This is a genomic window from Bradyrhizobium prioriisuperbiae (assembly GCF_032397745.1).
Taxonomy (GTDB): Bacteria; Pseudomonadota; Alphaproteobacteria; order Rhizobiales; family Xanthobacteraceae; genus Bradyrhizobium_A; species Bradyrhizobium_A prioriisuperbiae.
In genome coordinates this window covers 5,031,988-5,049,097 of the sequence record NZ_CP135921.1, presented here as the reverse complement: position 1 = coordinate 5,049,097, position 17,110 = coordinate 5,031,988, and the positions used below count along the sequence as shown (strand labels likewise).

Here is a 17,110-nt window from a genome sequence, read left to right as displayed (position 1 = left end):
TCCACTGAACACGCAACAGACACACCCTTTTCAAGTTTAAACGGAGCAGATTATGACCCAAGCGCTCAAGGGCGTAAAAATTCTGGATTTCACCCATGTGCAGTCGGGCCCGACCTGCACGCAGCTGCTGGCCTGGTTCGGCGCCGACGTCATCAAGGTGGAGCGCCCCGGCGTTGGCGACATCACCCGCGGCCAGCTGCGCGACGTGCCCAAGGTGGACAGCCTGTATTTCACCATGCTCAACCACAACAAGCGTTCGATCACGCTGGACACCAAGAACGCCAAGGGCAAGGAAGTGCTGACCGCCCTGATGAAGACCTGCGACGTGCTGGTGGAAAACTTCGGCCCCGGCGTGCTCGACCGCATGGGCTTCCCCTGGGAAACCATCCAGAAGATCAACCCGAAGCTGATCGTCGCCTCGATCAAGGGCTTCGGTCCCGGCCCGTACGAAGACTGCAAGGTCTATGAGAACGTCGCCCAGTGCACCGGCGGCTCCGCCTCCACCACCGGCTTCCGCGACGGTCCGCCGCTGGTGACTGGCGCGCAGATCGGCGACAGCGGCACCGGCTTGCATCTCGCGCTCGGCATCGTCACCGCGCTCTATCAGCGCACCGTCACCGGCAAGGGCCAGAAGGTCACCGCCGCGATGCAGGACGGCGTGCTCAACCTCGCCCGCGTCAAGCTGCGCGACCAGCAGCGCCTCGATCATGGCCCGCTGACCGAATACAGCCAGTACGGCGAAGGCATTCCGTTCGGCGACGCAGTGCCGCGCGCCGGCAATGACTCCGGCGGCGGCCAGCCGGGCCGTATCGTCAAGTGCAAGGGCTGGGAGACCGATCCGAACGCCTATCTCTACTTCATCACCCAGGCGCCGGTGTGGGAGAAGATCTGCGACGTCATCGGTGAACCCGGCTGGAAGACCCATCCGGATTACGCCAAGCCGGCAGCCCGCCTGCCCCGCCTCAACGAGATCTTCGCCCGCATCGAACAGTGGACCACCACCAAGACCAAGTTCGAGGCGATGGAAATCCTCAACAAGGACGACATTCCCTGCGGCCCGATCCTGTCGATGAAGGAACTGATCGAGGATCAGTCACTGCGCGCCACCGGCACCATTGTCGAGGTCGATCACCCCGAGCGCGGCAAGTACATGTCGGTCGGCAACCCGATCAAGCTGTCGGACTCGCCGACCGTGGTGACGCGCTCGCCGCTGCTCGGCGAACATACCGACGAGATCCTGAAGCAGGTGCTCGGCTACACCGATCACCAGGTGGCCGAGATCCACGACTCCGGCGCGGTCGACCCGCCGCAGAAGGTGGCGGCGGAGTAAGCACGGCACTTCAATCGATCAGAGACATCAAGGCCGCCGGATCATCCGGCGGCCTTTTTGCTGCGCGCCCTCCAGACCCGTAGCCTGGATGCGGCACGCGTCGATCATCCGATTCCCTGAGATCACCACTTGCAGTTTCGAACGGCACCGATTAATAGTACGATATAGTTTGATTAATGGCCGACGGTCATTTTCGGGCTCTGGTGATCTGCAACATGGGGAGACCGGGCCATGGCCCGCGAAAATTCGATGAACAACAGCAAGATGATGTCCGCTTTGATCCTGGCCGTAGCCCTCGCAGCCGGCACCGCGCATGCGGCGGATCTTCCGTACCGCAAGGCCACGCCGGTCTATGCGCCGATAATGCCGCCGGCGTTTTCCTGGACCGGCTTCTATGCCGGCGCCAGTGTGGGTGGCGGTTTCAGCGGCGCTGATGCCTTCAACAGCTATCTGGGAACGAGCGGCGGCAAGGCCGACGGTGTCGTGGGCGGCATTCAGGTCGGCTACAATTATCAGGTGTCGCCGATGTTCGTTGTCGGCATCGAAAACGATTTCATGGCTTCGGGACTCAAGACACGCCACGACGGCGGCAACGAAGTGAGCCTACCGTTCTACGGCACCGGCCGCGCACGCGCGGGCGTCGCGCTGATGGATTCACGCCTGCTGGTCTACGGCACCGGCGGCATGGCCTTCGGCCAGGTCAAGGATGCGGGGGTCGACAAGATGCGACTGGGCTGGACCGCCGGCGGCGGCGTCGAATGGGCGTTTCAACAGAACTGGTCCGCCAAGCTCGAATATCTCTACACGGATCTTTCCAGGGACTTCAAAAAGGATGACGGCCTGCCCGTCCGGGAGCAAAAATTCCAGACGGTCACCGTCGGCCTGAACTATCATTTCTGATCTGTTCAAGCGGGAGGCCTGCAGGCAGCATGCAGGGCGGATGAGCCCAACGCTCATCCGCGAACGCGACACTCAAGAACAGCGCGGATACATCGCCGCCAGCGCGCGGCCGCGCAGCACGATTGTTTTCCGGCGCAAGCCGCCGTTGCGCAAGATCCAGTCCCGCACCGTTGGAGGATACATATAGAGGACTGCGCGGTTCACTCGCGGATCCGAGGACTCCCGTCCCTCATCATCGAACAGCCGCGCGGCATGAAAGCCAAGGCGCGCGCGCCGCGTCACGCAGATGCGATCCTGCGGAATGGTACCCAGCACCAGCGTACAGGCCGAATAGCAGGGCCCGTCGATGGCGATGGTTTCGCCGGTTTCCCGCAGGGCGCCGAACAGTCTCAGAAATTGTTTCACCTCACCGCCGGGACTCGCCAGGATTCGGATTTCGGCCTGGGCGGGCGCCAGCGGGCCCATGAGCATAAGTAAAGCTGCAGCATGGAGGAGGTGCCGAAGAGAGGTTTTCCGCAACGTTTTCCGAAGGTCGCGCATGAAGACGATCCGGTGTCCCGATTTCGTACATCAAATACTGCGAGGGCCCTTCGCACGCGTCAACCGTCCCAGACCACGCCGCTTGTCTTAAGCGTCCGTTAATTCCGCCCGGTCGGCGTCACAGCCGCTCGGAAAACACTCGGCTTTCCGAAGCGGTATTCAGGTCCCTTTCGGCTTTTTTAGCTTTCTGGGCGCAGAGTGACTGCTCAAGCTTCTGTTCCGATAGAATCGGAACAGAAGCTCTAGATTTTGTTTTGACGCGTTTTCTTCACGCGAACCGATCTCCACTTCGCTGGAAAACGCTATGAACGGATACTGGGGCATACACGTGCGGCACACGGACATCGTCATCGTCGGAGGAGGCCTCGCCGGATCGACCGCGGCGGCCGTGCTGGGACGTGCCGGCATCTCCACCATCCTGATCGACCCGCATCAGGTGCATTCACCCGAACTGCGCTGCGAAAAAATCAGCGGACGGCCGCAGCTCGATCGGTTTTTCCGGACCGGGATTGCTGAAGCTGTGCTGCCGGCGACCACCCTCGATGGCGAAAACTGGATCGCCCGTTTCGGTTTCCTGATCGACAAGAAACCCAGCCAGCAATACGGCATCATGTACGATGCGCTGGTCAACGCGGTGCGCGCGGCGATTCCGTCCGGCGTCGAGACCATCCACGCCAAGGCGACATCGATCGCGACCAGCGCGGAGCGGCAGACGGTCACCCTGTCCAATGGCGAAGAGATCTCCGCGCGCCTTGTGGTGATGGCCAACGGATTGAATGTCGGCCTGCGCGAGAAGCTCGGCATCCAGCGCCACGTCATCAGCCCCTGCCATTCGATCTCGATCGGCTTCGACATCGCCCCCGTCGGCCGCGCTGCCTTCGCCTTCCCGGCGATGACCTATTTCTCCGAACGCACGGTTCACCGCACCGCCTATCTAACGCTGTTTCCGATCGGCGATCGCATGCGCGGCAACCTGTTCGTCTACCGGGCCGCCGACGATCCGTGGCTGCGCCAGATGCGCCGCACACCGGAGCAGGCGCTGGACGCCTGCTTGCCGAAACTGCGCCGCCTGATCGGCGACTACACAATCAACGGCGACATCAAGATCCGGCCCGCGGACCTCTATGTCAGCTCGGGCTATCGCCAGGCCGGCGTCGTCTTGATCGGCGACGCCTTTGCCTCGCCCTGCCCAGGCAGCGGCACCGGCACGGACAAGGTGTTCACCGATGTCGAGCGTCTCTGCCGCGTGCACATTCCGAACTGGCTGGCGACATCAGGCATGAGCGCCGACAAGATCGCGACGTTCTACGACGATCCCGTCAAGACCACCTGCGATATCCGCGCCACCGCCAAGGCCTTCACACTGCGTTCGGTGACCATCGACGATGGGCTTGTCTGGCAGGCGCGACGCTGGGCGCGCTTTCTCGGCCGACTCGGTGAAGGCATCGTGCGGCGAACACGCGATCGGCTAAGCCCACGCCGGGTGACCGGCGACATCATGCGCAGTGTCGCGACCGCCACTACGCGCGTTCATCCGGAAAATCTTTAAGACAATCACGCTTGAGGTCGCCGCGGACGGCACTGCGATCTTATTCGCCGGGCTTGATCGCGGGCTCCGCGCCGGCCGACCTGTGCGTTTGCAGAATTCGCGCGAACTGGGGCTCGCGCTCGGCGCGGTCGCGAACTCTGCGATCGCGCTCTTGTTTCTCGAATTCATCAAAAACGCGACGAACCGCGTCCATATAGCTCTCACGTTTTGATTGATTGCCCATCGCTATACCAGCACCCGTCGCATCCCCGTTACAAAACCGTCATGCGACAAAATTCGGGCGAATGTAAGAGGGGGCGGCCGGACAGTTGCCAAAACAACGATCGGGCCTGGGGCAACCAGCGAACAGCCCGCGATTTGATCATTTCGACAATTCGGCGTCGCATCCATCGGCGCAAACCTGATGTTGATTTGATTGCTGATTTGAGCGCGCAGGCGACGTGAGCCGAGAACCGTGGCGAGCAATGGGACAATAGTCCGGTCTTGACACGGAGCCGAACCAGGCTCAGCCTCAAGACACCTGCCCTTGGTGAAGGCAGAGATCAGCGCAAGACACGCGCCGACCGTTGAAAATATCGCCGCTCATGTCGGAGGTATGGAATGACGCCACCGGGTTTGATTGCCGCGTTCACCGCTGCCGTTTGTGATCGGGCGACAGCGTAGCGGCACCACACGAACAACGCGCTGGGAGCGACCTCAGGGGCCTCATCAGTGAGGCATGGTCCGACTTGGTCCCTCCCGGCGTTGATTTTTTATCGAGCCTCTTTTTTGTCCGATCTCGTTTTTCGAGATCATTTTTTTTCGTGCTCCCTCTCCTTCCGGGACAAGCCAGGCAACGACAAAAGAGAGCACCTCTTTTTTCTTGAGACGCACAGCATTGCTCTTGAGACGCAAAGCATCACTGCAACGAACCGTTATCGTGCGCACGTTCTGGAACGTCATCGTTCCGCGACCACAACGCTTCCAATTCGAAGACTTTGATTCGATTTCAATCCTTATTTTCAGCGGTTGTGGATCGCGCTGAAACCGTTCGCCGGGCTCGCCTCGAAGGCGGGCTGGACCTGCGCGTCACTTCGCAGGCCAGCATCGGCGTCGCCTATGTCGGCCAGATCGCCGACCGCATGCAGGACCATTCGGTGGAGGGCAGCTTCAACTGAAAGTTCTGAGCTGACGTCGTCCGCGCCTCGCTGGATCGCACACGATGGCGCGCTACTGCGGTTGACGCAGGGACAACGGCGCCACCGGCGCGGCCGGTCGAAGCAACGCGGCCAGCCGTTTCGCGCTGTCCGCCTCGGACTTCTTCACGCCGCCCACCGGACATTGGCAGCCGCCGTTCGGCGCGAAGGCGCAACTGCCGCCGGTGGCCGGCGCGAACAGCAGGCTGCCGGCGCAATCCCAGTTGCCTGGATTGCACTGGTGCACGAGCACGGCCCGCTCCGGGCCGAAGCCGCAGGTCGGGCAAGTCTCGCTGCTGCACATCGCACAGCTTCCGAGATCGGAGGGATCCGGATGGGCCTTGCAATAGGCCGCGATCATTTCAAAGAAGGTTTCTTTCGACGCGCTTTTTAGGATGGCCGCGGAGACCTCCCGTTTCGGTGGACTCGGCAGCTGTTTATGCTGCGTCGCCCACAGCGCAGCCACGGCGATGACGGCCGCCAGAACCAGAACAACGATACGCTTGCCGGTCATGACCGCCCTCCCCGAATCGCCGTTCAACAGTTCGATAGCGGAGTTCTTCGGTCAATGCATGCGGCGTCTCAATCCGCGCAGACTCACCGCGCGATCCTGCGCCCCATCCTTCGATGCCGGCCGAAATATCAGACATCTCCCGCGCGATAGGCATTGGTTGTAGTGTTGTCTCGATCGGAACGTGAGGTCCCCATGATCGCCGTGATCTTCGAAGTCTCGCCGGCCGACGGCCGCAAAGACGAATATCTCGATCATGCCGCGCGGCTGCGCGACGAACTGCTGGGCATGGACGGCTTCATTTCGGTGGAGCGCTTCCAGAGCCTGACCGACCCCGGCAAGTTGCTATCGCTGTCGTTCTGGCGCGACGAAGAGGCCGTCGCCAGCTGGCGCAATCGGCCACGGCATCGCGCGACGCAGGCCGCCGGCCGCAACGGCATCTTCAGCGACTACCGGCTGCGGATCGCCGGCGTTGTCAGGGACTACGGCATGACCGAGCGGCGGGAGCAGGCTCCGGTCGACAGCCAAGCGGCGCATCACGGCTAGCGGAAAGTTCGGCCTGTAGCCCGCATGAGGCGAAGCCGAGATGCGGGTCTTGTGCCGCTCCCGGGTCTCGCTTTCGCTCACCCGGGCCACGGATCGGAGCGTTCGGCAGGGCCGCCATCCCACCAATCTTTCAAAAAAACAAGTTCTGCCAAACAGTTACTTGGGTCCTACAAAATTTTCATTGCCAGCCCCTTGTAAAGCACCAAAGTAGTGCTTTATCCTTTTCCCATGGTTGCTCCTTACCAGACTGCGGCTTCCGCGCTCCGCTACCGCCTCGCCCCCGACGAGGCCGCCCGCGCCGCCATCGAGGCCACGTTCACGGATTACCATCTGATGATGGAGGTCCTCGACGCCATCGTGAGCGAGAAGAACATCGGCTCCAACCTCGTCGCCCTGCATGCGCACGCCTACGACGCCATTCGCCAGCGCACCCGGCTGCCGTCACGCCTGGTGACGCTCGGCCTGCGCGACCGCATCGATTATCGCAACGCGCAGGTCGCGCGGCTGCCGCTCGACGAGAAGCTGGTCAACATCAAGACCGCCACCACGCTGACGCTCGGCACGGCACTCGGGCGCGTCAGCATTCCCTTTGACGTCGCCGGCTACGCGCAGGGCTGGAACTACAACGCGCCCGCCTGCCTGATCCAGCGTGACGGCGCGTTCGAAATCCACTTCGGCGTCACCCCCAACCTCCCTCCAGAACAGGAGAATGTCATGGTTCCCGAAACCATTCTGAGCCGCGTCGGCCGCCTGATTTCCGGCATTGCCCATGTCGCCATCGACAAGGCGGAAGACAGCAACAAGACCGCGGTGGTGCAGCAGGCCATCCGCGAGATCGAGGAGGCGGAGCAGACTGCGCGCGCCGATCTCGCCCAGGCCCGCGCCGGCGATTATCGGCTGAAGGCGCGTCGCAGCGAGATCGAAAAGGATCTCGCCGATCTCGCCACCAAGATCCGCACCGCGATCACCGAGACGCGCGACGATCTCGCGGAAGCCGGCATCGCGCGCCAGCTCGATCTCGAGGCCCAGCTCGAGGTGCTGTCCAAGGCGCTCGCCGACAATGACGAGGTGATCGAAGCCAACGTCACCTCGCTGCATGCGGTTCGCTCCGCCCTGCAGGACGCCGAGGCGCGCCTCGCCGACCTCAAAAAGAGCGAAGCGGCCGCGGCCACGCAGGCGATGCCTGCCGCATTGCGGCAATCGGCCGACAGCATCACCCGAACCGAGCGCGCCAGCCGGGCAATCGCCCGGACCACCGGCGTTCCGGCCGGCGGCGTTGCCTCATTGCAGGGAATCGATGAACTCAGTGCACTGCACCGCGACAAAGAGATAGCGGACCGGCTGGCGAAGCTGAAATCGCAGACATAGGTGATCTCTAACGCATGCCCCCGCCGCGTCCGGGGACCGTGCGCAAGCAAAAGGACGCGAATGGAGGTGAACAACTCACATGGGCATTCTCGAGCACCTTCTGGCCCCTGACGTGCGCCCCTTCGCCATCGCGGCGGTGATGATCGTGTTCGTCGGCGGCGTCGAAGTGATTTCGATGCTGATCGGTTTCTCGATCAGCGAATCCATCGGAAGTGCTTTCAATTTCGACGGCCATTTCAATGGTCACGGCGACCATGGGCTGCTCAATGCCATCTCGTGGATCAATGCCGGCGGCGTGCCGCTCCTGATCTTCGTCCTGCTGGTACTCGGCATGTTTTCCATTGCGGGCTTCCTGATCCAGGACATCGCCCGCGCCCTTGGTGGCCCGCTGCCGACAATCGTCGCCGCGCCCGCTGCACTCGTGGTCGCGTTGCCGTTCGTGCGCGCCTCGAGCCGGCTTGTCGCCAAAATCATCCCGCGCGACGAGAGTTATGCCGTCGATCTTGGCGACCTGGTCGGCCGCGTCGGCGAAGTGGTGATTGGCCCGCTTGACCAGGGACTTCCGGGACGCGTCCGCGTCAAGGACATCTACGGCAACCTGCACTTCGTCGCGGCGTCCGCTGCGCCCGCCTCCCCGCCACTGCCGCAAGGCGCCTCGGTGCTGCTGGTCGATCGCGACGACACGCGGTTTGTCGCGGTCGCCGTTCCCGACGATCTCAAATCTCCTGCCAAATCCCCAGCGAGTTCTCGCAGCATTTCACAGAGCCACTGACCGGAGTAACTTTCATGTTTGATATTGCCCTGCCCGCGCTGATCGGCGTCGCGCTGATTGTCGTCCTCAGCATCGTTTTCACCACGCTGTATCGCCGCTCGACCCGTGACGAAGCCTTTGTCCGCACCGGCCTCGGCGGCAAGAAGGTGGTGCTCGACGGCGGCGCCGTGGTGCTGCCGATCTTTCACTCCCTGGCGCGGGTCAACCTCAAGACGCTGCGGCTGCAGGTCGAGCGCAGCAAGAAGGACTCGCTGATTACCAAGGACCGGCTGCGCGTCGACATCGGCGCCGAGTTCTACGTCCGCGTGCGGCCGGATGCGGAGAGCATCGCGCTCGCGGCCCAAACGCTGGGCGACCTCACCAACGATGCCGAGAAGCTGCGCGAGCAGGTCGAGGCCAAATTCGTCGACGGCCTGCGCTCGGTCGCCGCCACCATGGAAATCCTCGAGCTGCAGGAAAAGCGCAGCGATTTCGTCAAGCACGTGCAGACCACGGTGGAATCCGACGTCAAGTCGAACGGACTTGAACTCGAGTCCGTGTCGCTGACCAAGCTGGACCAGACAGACATCACCTTCTTCAACCCCGAGAACTATTTCGACGCCGAAGGCCTCACCAGCCTGAAGAAGATCACCGAGGTGCGCAAGCAGGAGCGCAACGCCATCATCCGCGACAATGAAGTGGCGATCGCGCAAAAGGATCTCGAAGCCCGCCAGCAGACCCTGACCATCGAGCGCACCAAGAAGGAAGCCGAGCTCAGCCAGGAGCGCGACATCGCCAACAAGACGGCCAGCACCCGCGCCGAGGTGGCGCAGGCGCAGCAGACCGCCAAGCTGACGGAAGAAAACGCCCGCATCGGCACCGACCAGCAGGTCGCCCAGCGCGAGGCTGCGGCGAAGCAGGCGCGGGACACCGCGGTGATCGAATCGGATCTCGCCGTCAACAAGCGCAAGACCGACGCCAGCCGCGAAATCCAGATCGCGACCCAGATGAACGAGATCGCGATCGCCAACAAGAGCAAGGAGCAATCCGAGGCAATCGCCGACGCGAAGACCGCCGAAGCGCTCGCGGTCTCGGCGGAGGAAAAAGTGGTGACCGCGCGCGCGATCGAGGTCGCCGACCGCGACCGATTGACCGCTGTGCTCGCTGCCCGCAAGGAGGCCGAGAAGAAGTCGACCGAGGTCATCGTCGCGGCGGAAGCTGAAAAGAAGGCCTCGCTCGATCGCGCCGACGCGATCCGCACACTCGCGACCGCTGAAGCCGAATCCAACAAGATCAAGGCCGTCGGTGTGCGCGAGATCGGCGAAGCCGAAGCCGCTGTCACGACGCTGAACAACGAGGCCCGCAACAAGCTCGGCGAGAACGTCATCAACTTCGAACTGGCCAAGAAACGCCTCGAGGTGATCCCGACCGCGATCGCCGAAGCGGTCAAGCCGATCGCCAGCATCAAGGACATCCGCATTCTGAACACGGGCGGTTTGCTCGGCGGCGGCGGTAGTGGCGATGGCGGCGGCCTCGGCTTCGGCGATGGCCTCGCCGGTCAGTTGCTGAAACTGCAGGCGCTGCGGCCGATGGTCGACGAGATCCTGCGCCAGGGTGGCTACAAGCCTGGATCGGATCCGCTGGCGACGCTACTGGAGAACGCCACCGGCGGGGGCGCGCTGAATGGCGGACCGGCGGACACGACGGCACATCCGGTGGTCGAGACCGAACAGCGGAGCTAGGATCGTATCAGTGATCCGCTGTTCGAAGGCCGCGGGATCATCCGGCGGCCTTTTGCGCTCAGGACGGCCGCCTCATGACGCGTCCCGCAAGCCGATTGCGCTCGCGTCGAACGGCGTAAGCGGGATCTGCCAGCCAATTGATGGGCTGGCCTGGTGTTCAGGTGATCTTGGCCGCGACGCCGAACAGGCGATTGTCATTGTCGTCGCCCGGAAGCTTCAGCCGCTTACGCGCGATATTCAGAAGTGAAATTTCTCCATAGCGCATCGCTATGCGCGGCCAGAACTGATGGCTTGGAAACCGTCAATATGTGCTCCTTCCCGACAGCGCTGGGGTCGCGATATGCGTCGACGGCGCAGCTCTATTGAATCGATTTCTCGTCGCGGCATTCCGCGGCGATTTGCTCGCACGTTGCTCGGGATACAGGAGGCACCGTCTCGGTGCGAACAGGCCGGCCACAGCCTCGGCATGCGCACACGCGGCGTCCTCTCTTTGGTCCAGTGAGAGGAGCGTTCTCAAGATTCCTCATCTCCTGATCCAGCGATGAGATCGTCATCTTTCCCACAATGTCGTCTTCGGTTTTTTGATAGCTCTTGTTTATGATCTGTCGTTTTTTCTTGTACGCCAGGACGGCTGAGGCCGTGCTCGTGCCGTATCGTCGCGTATCATACTCCCCCTCCGCGATCGGTAGCGTGTCGATAATCATAAGCGCAAGGTGAATAAGATGAACGTGGGAACCACGGGCGCCCGGCGTCACATGCGCGGGGTCACTGGTGAGGCATGCCTGAAGTTGCTGGTTGTCTTTGAACAATCGAGACGTGAGCGGCATCGTTATCTCGCTTTCCATCAGAGAAATCTCGGATCGACAACTACTAGCATTCCGGAAGGATTTGCCAGATCGATGTTGGCTCTGGTCATTCGCCAATTCGAGTTTATTTCATCCACCGTCATGAGGAAACCGCTTGTCGGAGTCACATGCCCTGCTCCCAGACTATGCATCATCTCGTGCGCTATTCTCTGGGTCAGAAAGGCATAATCCACAATAAATGGGTTTATAATGCAAACATTTCCAGGTTGCGGCGCCAAGCCGCCAATGGATTTACGCTCTCGCTTGTTCTGCAGGAACTCCCAAGACAAGACGATATTGAATCTGACCGGTGAGCTCTTGAATCTCTCTTCGAAAAAATTCAGCGGGGCTTGATCCCGCTTTCCGTTGATGAGCGCGCCCTTGTCCTCCAACATTATGGGATCACCCAGGTCTCCCTCTATTGAAAGGCTTTCCAGGGGGAATTGTTGGGTCAGCACAACATTGGCTTGGTTCAGATAGATTTTTTTTACATCCTCAAGAGAGGTCTTTAGCCTACCCAGATCGATGGAGGTCGGCCTTTCCTGTTGCCCCACGTTGCGTAGCGAGTCTTCCAATGTGAACACTTTAAATGTGAGCGGCTTCGGAGTTTTCGCCGAGACGGCCAAGGTCGATGTCACGGCTCCGTCCAGCAGCTTCATGATGACGACTTCGGTCAGGCCTTCCATCCCCTGGTTTCGGATAGTCACTTTGACCGAAGGCGCCGGATTCCTGAAAGCAAGACCTTTGTCGGGAGCAGGAACACCCGTCTTAGATTCCAGGACTTGTGCAATATCAGGTGCACGCGAGAATACGACGAATGGTTCGCCGCCGGTACTGATGTCGACATCGCGATATCCATTTAAGGGCACCATCTGATAGGCATTGAATATGCCACTCGCCGTCGGAGGCACCTCGTCGAACCCGAATATGTCGGTGGAGTTAGGTTTGACAGCCGGCGGAGAAAAAAATGGCGTCCCCATGGGCATATCCTTGAGATAATTTTCACGTCTGGTGAATTCATATTTTATGTCCGGAATATAATGATCGCTGGGGCACACGACTTGACGCAGCAGGCCTCTGCCAGATGTGCGGCCAAATATGCTGCCCACGCACGATCGACGCTGGACGGGTCACGCGCCCGATCGAAAATCCAGGTTTCCACGCGTGGGCGCGACGCCGGGGGTGGTGATTGGCCCGCACGTCAGCGTGACCGGCTCCCAGAAAAAACGCGCCGCTTCGGCTTGCGCCTCAGGCAAGCTGATGCCGATATCATGGAAGAAATCGGCTGCGTCCACGATGTCCGCGCGCAACTGCGCTCTAAAGTGGATTCGCTGCCACCATGTCACGGGGAGCCGGACCGTCGCGCGCAGCGCCGCGCCAAACATGACGGTTATGCTTGCCGGCGCATCGTCCGAGCGAAGTGTTTTGATCGAGGCAGGCGAGCGGATGATTGCGCTGGCGTATGTGCCCGCAGCCTGGTTTCGGCGAATAGGTCCGGATGGCATCTGTCGCTCCATGTTTCCGTCCCCGCACCGGAATCTCGGGGAAACGCACCGATGCCACATCAACCGTTCGGTGGAATCATCACGGATACGACCGCTTCAGCTGCGGATTTGGGGCTCGCCCGCGGTGAGCGCGCGCAGCATCACGCCCTGGTTGAATGCGCCCCGGCCCCGCCGACGATGATGCAGCCACAGCGCGATACGACCACCCCGCAGCATCAAAGGCGTCAGCTGCGCCAGCAATTCGGATCGGCTCACTTCGTCCTGGCTCGCACCGGCGACTTCAATCTCTCGAAGAGGTGAACCAGCTCCACCTGGCGTCCGGTGTTGGTTTTGGCGAAGATTTTCAGCAGGTGAGTTTTTGCGGTCGCCAGGCCGATGCTCAGCTCATCCGCCGCCTCCTGAGGCGTTTGCCCCTTCACGATTTGCTCGAGTACGCGCTCTTCGGCCGCGGTCAGTCCGTAGAGCGTGGCAAATGCCTGCGTGAGCGGCGGCGCCGCTTCGGCGGGATCCTGGACGAACATAGCAGCGGTCCCCGGCAGCGGCATCAGCGGGTTGCGGCCGTCTCGCCACTGCAGCGGCAGGACGTTGGCGATCAGACCGCCACCCTCCTCGTCCGGCAACGCAACCGCATGCCGACCCGTGGAACGCGGCGCTTTGCCGACGACGCTCTGCGCCAGCGCGTGCGCGAGCCGATCCCGCGCTCCAGACTCCGTGGCCATCAGCCGGCCGTTCTTTGATTTGAGCGTGCCGCCCGCTTTCAGGATGCGCTCGGCGGAACTGTTCATATAGGAGATGCGGCCATCGTCTTCGGTGAGGAAAATGCCCGTCGAGAGCTGATCGACGGTCTGTTCGAGGCGCGAGGCCATGATGGTGCGCAGATCGAACGCGTCCGAGATCAGCAACGCCCGGCAAATGTGCGGCGACAGCAGCGACATCTGCAGCAGGTCCTCGTCGGTAAAACGAGACTGCACGCTGGATCTCGTTACCGAAAACCAGGCCACGCGCTTTCCGGATTTCAGGACCAGCACGCCGATGACGTCGCGCAAACCGAGCGGCCTCACCCATTTCACATAAAAATCGCTGTTGAGCAGCTCACGCTCGCCCGCCAGCATCGTCATGGTGGCCACTTCGCCGACATCGTCGAATGTCGCCGAATACCCCGCCGGAAGTCGCGATGCGACGAGCTTCTCAAAATACAACCGCAGAAACGATTGTTCGGCGCCATATTCGAACACGCTGGCGGCATGGACCTCACTGCGGCCCTGGATCACGATCGAACTTGCGGCACTTTTGCCGAAGGTCGAGATCAGAGGCAATGCGCGGTACCAGTTCTCGGGCGCGAGTACACAATCGTAGACCGCGCCAACGATGTCAGAGAGTGTCTCGAGTTGCATTCGACGGCCTGCCCGGGTCAGTACACCATTGTCGTTCTTGCGATCCCGGCGGCCAAAGCTAATCCCATCCCTTGGGAGGTACAAAGCCCTGAAACTCCCGCTCGAGCAACCGCGCCACCTCGATGCACGTCAGGTCGCCGTATTCGGGACCAACAATTTGCACACCGACCGGTAGCCCGCTTCTTGAGAGGCCTGCCGGCGCCACCGTTGCCGGCAGATAGGCGACGGTGAAATAGGCCCCCCAGAATGTCGGGTCGGCGGGAGACGTCGGCCTCCCCTTCACCATCACCTTGCGCTCATGCCATGCGTGTTTCGGATCATGCGGAACCGCGACGGTCGGTGCCGCCGGGCACAACAACACATCCCAGTCGTTGAAGAACATACGCCAGGCCTGACGCAACCGGTTGCGCGCTGTATCAAGCTCCGACCAATCCGCGTGGGTGAAGACCTTCTCGGTTGCATCACCCCTGCGGTCATCCGTCGTCATGAATCGCGCGCGCAAATGAGCCAGTCTGGTCCAGAATTTTTCGTCGTGCTGACGGGTGGCGAGACCGGCCATCAGCAGGCCACCGAAGATCTCGAACGCCATCGCTGGATCGATCGCGGGACGCGCGCGCTCGCTCACCCTGGCTTTTCGGCTGACGAGAAAATCGACAACGGCCTGGATGCGCTCCTGAACCTCGTGATCGACAGGGAAGCTCGGATCCTCCAGCATCACCGCGACTCGCAGTTCGCTCAGGTCTTTCACACGTGGCGGCGGCAGGTCCAACTTCCAGCCGACGGCATCCTCGGGCGTTGGCCCCATGATCAGGGACAACCCGAGTTTCAGATCGTCAGCATTCCGCGCCAGCGGCCCGGCGACACAGAGGTCCGGCTTGCTCCCGATGCCGGGCATCACGTGACCGGACCAGTTGGTAATGCCGTAGGTCGATTTATGCCCATAGATTCCGCAATAGTGAGCAACGTTGCGAACGCCGCCACCGAAATCCACGCCGAGTTCCAGCCCGGTAAGGCCTGCAGCCAGCGCCGCTGCCGCTCCGCCAGCCGAGCCACCCGGAGACCGGTTGAGATCCCAGGGGTTGCTTGTCGTGCCATAGATGTCGTTTTGCGTCGCCCAGCCGACAAGATAAGCCGCAACATTCGTCTTGCCGAACGCAATCGCGCCAGCGTCGATATATCTCTGCACGGCCAGTGCATTGGTTGCCGGTCGGTGGTCCCTGAGTTCCGGCACTCCCCACGTTGCCGGCAGGCCCGCGAGATCGAAGCTGTCCTTGATCGTGACGGGAACGCCGTGCAGGGGGCCCCAGACGTCCCCCTTCGCCAGCGCGGCATCGGCAGCCCTTGCGCGCCTTCGCGCACCCGGGATGTCGGTCGCGACAACTGCATTAACGCGCGCGTTATGCTTGTCGATGCGTACAAGGTAGAGGTCCAGCAAATCCTCGGAGCTGATCTTTTTCGCCTTGATCAGACCGGCCAGCTCGGTTGCCGACCGAAATGCTGTCCTGTCCATTGCTAAACCTCCGTGGCGTTCTCCGGTCCGCCGCTCAAGGGCGTTCCTAGCAACGAAAATGGCGCGTTCGGGGAGCTCCATGCGAGAACCTGATGCATCATCGCCTCGGTCGACGCGAAACGCCGCTGGTCGTAGCAGCCCAAGGGGAATACCGCGGTGTGGGCGCAACAGAGCGTGCAGTACGAGCAAGGCCGGTCCGGCTGCTTCACGCCGCGCGCAAATTGCTCGAGCAAGTCCGGGTTCGCAAGCAGCGGGCGCGCAATCGCAACCATGTCGCATTTGCCTGCGGCAAGCGCACGATCGATCGTATCGCGATCCTGAAAGCCGCCGTTGGTGATGACGGGAATACCGACTTCGGCGCGAATGGCCGCTGCGAAATCGGCATTGGCCGCCGGCCGAAAGCGCCAGCCGATGCCAAACAGACTTTTTCTTATCGCGGCCGGCGTGAGATTGAAGATGCCGGCGCGGACATTCGCCTTGCGGCTGAGATAGCGCGTCGCATTGACGAAGGTGAGAAAGCCCTGATCGGGATAATCTCCTGGGCTACCCATCGGATTGGGAAAGCCAAATCCACTATCGACGTGCAGATAGTCCACGCCAAGCTCCTGGAGTTGCCGGGCATAATACGTGGTTTCCGGCAGTCCGTTGCCCATGATGTAGTGTCGCAGCGGCCACACCGGCGGAAACCGCAGGTTCAACGGCAGAAAATTGAAGTCCCTGGCCGACAGGCGAACGCCGAAAAGAAAATTCAGGCCGATCGCCTCGCGCACGGCTTCGACAATATCCCGCAGCAGTCGGAATCGCTTCTCGACCGAACCGCCATAGGCGTCCTTGCGCCGATTGGTGGCCGGGTTGAGAAACTGATGAATCAAATACCCCTTGGACGCCGTAATCTCGATGCCATCGCACTCAGCCTCCACGGCCCGCCGAGCGGCTTGCTTGAAATTCTGGATCGTCCGCTTGATCTGTGCGGGGCTCATCGCAAGCGCGCTGTTGTGGTAGCCGTACAGAAGATCGAAGAACCAGGAGGCGGATAGCCGGTCACCATCCTGCGGCCGGAGGCTGGTGTGCGTCGCCGCACCGGTATCGCCAAGCTGGATGATGTATTTGCACCCACCGGACACACTACCCGCCTGCCTGATCTCGCGGATGGCCTCGCGAAGCGGCGGCACGAAACGGTCGCTGTGCAAAGCGGGATATTCGAGGGGTGACATACGCGTCTCATTAACGCTGATCGTCGCCGAAATGATCCCGGCAACTCCCCTCTCGGCAAATCGTTTCTCGAAATGCGTCCAGGCCGGAGACACCGTACCGTCGTAAAACGCGTTGCGTCCACCCATTGACGACCGAAGCATGCGGTTGCTGAAGTCGACATTCTTGATCCGCAACGGCTCAAACAGCACCACACGTCTCCAAAGCTCATCCCCGGGTCACGCCCGAGTCA

The 17,110-nt window shown here is 61.6% G+C and carries 16 protein-coding genes and 1 pseudogene; 8 read left to right on the top strand and 9 right to left on the bottom strand.

What is annotated here, in order from left to right:
- Window positions 1-52: 52 nt before the first annotated feature.
- Window positions 53-1,330 (top strand): formyl-CoA transferase, encoded by a 1,278-nt coding sequence (gene frc / locus RS897_RS23910; protein WP_315831197.1) that lies wholly within the window; start codon window positions 53-55, stop codon window positions 1,328-1,330.
- A 231-nt stretch (window positions 1,331-1,561) separates the two neighbouring features.
- Window positions 1,562-2,230 carry an outer membrane protein gene (locus tag RS897_RS23905; RefSeq protein ID WP_315831196.1) on the top strand — a complete coding sequence of 223 codons (669 nt, stop codon included), beginning with the start codon at window positions 1,562-1,564 and terminating at the stop codon, window positions 2,228-2,230.
- Window positions 2,231-2,302: 72 nt separating this feature from the next.
- On the opposite strand, the gene RS897_RS23900 is transcribed toward RS897_RS23905, so the two are convergent.
- Entirely contained in the window at window positions 2,303-2,770 is a 468-nt protein-coding gene (locus tag RS897_RS23900; RefSeq protein ID WP_407654287.1) for a hypothetical protein, read from the bottom strand.
- A 328-nt stretch (window positions 2,771-3,098) separates the two neighbouring features.
- On the opposite strand from RS897_RS23900, the gene RS897_RS23895 reads away from it, so the two are divergent.
- Window positions 3,099-4,319 carry an NAD(P)/FAD-dependent oxidoreductase gene (locus tag RS897_RS23895; RefSeq protein ID WP_315831195.1) on the top strand — a complete coding sequence of 407 codons (1,221 nt, stop codon included), beginning with the start codon at window positions 3,099-3,101 and terminating at the stop codon, window positions 4,317-4,319.
- Between the two features lie 40 nt (window positions 4,320-4,359).
- Here RS897_RS23895 and RS897_RS23890 read toward each other — a convergent pair whose 3' ends face one another.
- Complete coding sequence (locus RS897_RS23890) at window positions 4,360-4,512, bottom strand: hypothetical protein (RefSeq protein WP_315831194.1); 153 nt, start codon at window positions 4,510-4,512, stop codon at window positions 4,360-4,362.
- An 817-nt stretch (window positions 4,513-5,329) separates the two neighbouring features.
- Here RS897_RS23890 and RS897_RS23885 point away from each other — a divergent pair.
- Entirely contained in the window at window positions 5,330-5,476 is a 147-nt protein-coding gene (locus RS897_RS23885; protein WP_315831193.1) for a hypothetical protein, read from the top strand.
- A gap of 52 nt (window positions 5,477-5,528) precedes the next feature.
- Here the strand turns inward: RS897_RS23885 and RS897_RS23880 are convergent, their stop codons facing one another.
- A complete protein-coding gene (locus tag RS897_RS23880) occupies window positions 5,529-6,008 on the bottom strand; it encodes a hypothetical protein (protein WP_315831192.1) in 480 nt (159 codons plus the stop codon).
- A 192-nt stretch (window positions 6,009-6,200) separates the two neighbouring features.
- Here RS897_RS23880 and RS897_RS23875 point away from each other — a divergent pair, with 192 nt between their 5' ends.
- The 4 genes from RS897_RS23875 to RS897_RS23860 all read left to right on the top strand — a co-directional run bounded on the left by RS897_RS23875 (window position 6,201) and on the right by RS897_RS23860 (window position 10,412).
- Window positions 6,201-6,551: an antibiotic biosynthesis monooxygenase family protein gene (locus RS897_RS23875; RefSeq protein ID WP_315831191.1), complete on the top strand. Its 351-nt coding sequence runs from the start codon at window positions 6,201-6,203 to the stop codon at window positions 6,549-6,551.
- Between the two features lie 228 nt (window positions 6,552-6,779).
- Window positions 6,780-7,919, top strand: coding sequence for a PspA/IM30 family protein (locus tag RS897_RS23870; protein ID WP_315831190.1), 1,140 nt, complete (start codon window positions 6,780-6,782; stop codon window positions 7,917-7,919).
- A gap of 79 nt (window positions 7,920-7,998) precedes the next feature.
- Window positions 7,999-8,691 (top strand): OB-fold-containig protein, encoded by a 693-nt coding sequence (locus tag RS897_RS23865; RefSeq protein ID WP_315831189.1) that lies wholly within the window; start codon window positions 7,999-8,001, stop codon window positions 8,689-8,691.
- A 14-nt stretch (window positions 8,692-8,705) separates the two neighbouring features.
- On the top strand, window positions 8,706-10,412 hold the full coding sequence (locus tag RS897_RS23860; protein ID WP_315831188.1) for a flotillin family protein: 1,707 nt from the start codon (window positions 8,706-8,708) through the stop codon (window positions 10,410-10,412).
- A gap of 844 nt (window positions 10,413-11,256) precedes the next feature.
- Here RS897_RS23860 and RS897_RS23855 read toward each other — a convergent pair.
- From RS897_RS23855 to RS897_RS23830, 6 genes and pseudogenes are all read right to left on the bottom strand, one after another.
- Window positions 11,257-12,237, bottom strand: a complete 981-nt coding sequence (locus RS897_RS23855; protein ID WP_315831187.1) for a hypothetical protein — start codon at window positions 12,235-12,237, stop codon at window positions 11,257-11,259.
- 150 nt (window positions 12,238-12,387) lie between these two features.
- Window positions 12,388-12,774, bottom strand: coding sequence for a hypothetical protein (locus RS897_RS23850; protein ID WP_315831186.1), 387 nt, complete (start codon window positions 12,772-12,774; stop codon window positions 12,388-12,390).
- An 84-nt stretch (window positions 12,775-12,858) separates the two neighbouring features.
- Entirely contained in the window at window positions 12,859-13,002 is a 144-nt protein-coding gene (locus RS897_RS23845; RefSeq protein WP_315831185.1) for a hypothetical protein, read from the bottom strand.
- Window positions 13,003-13,013: 11 nt separating this feature from the next.
- Window positions 13,014-13,880: a helix-turn-helix transcriptional regulator gene (locus RS897_RS23840; RefSeq protein ID WP_315831184.1), complete on the bottom strand. Its 867-nt coding sequence runs from the start codon at window positions 13,878-13,880 to the stop codon at window positions 13,014-13,016.
- 334 nt (window positions 13,881-14,214) lie between these two features.
- Complete coding sequence (locus RS897_RS23835; RefSeq protein ID WP_315831183.1) at window positions 14,215-15,855, bottom strand: amidase; 1,641 nt, start codon at window positions 15,853-15,855, stop codon at window positions 14,215-14,217.
- Window positions 15,856-15,881: 26 nt separating this feature from the next.
- A pseudogene (locus RS897_RS23830) lies at window positions 15,882-17,069 on the bottom strand (NADH:flavin oxidoreductase); the annotation flags it as partial.
- Between the last annotated feature and the right edge of the window lie 41 nt (window positions 17,070-17,110).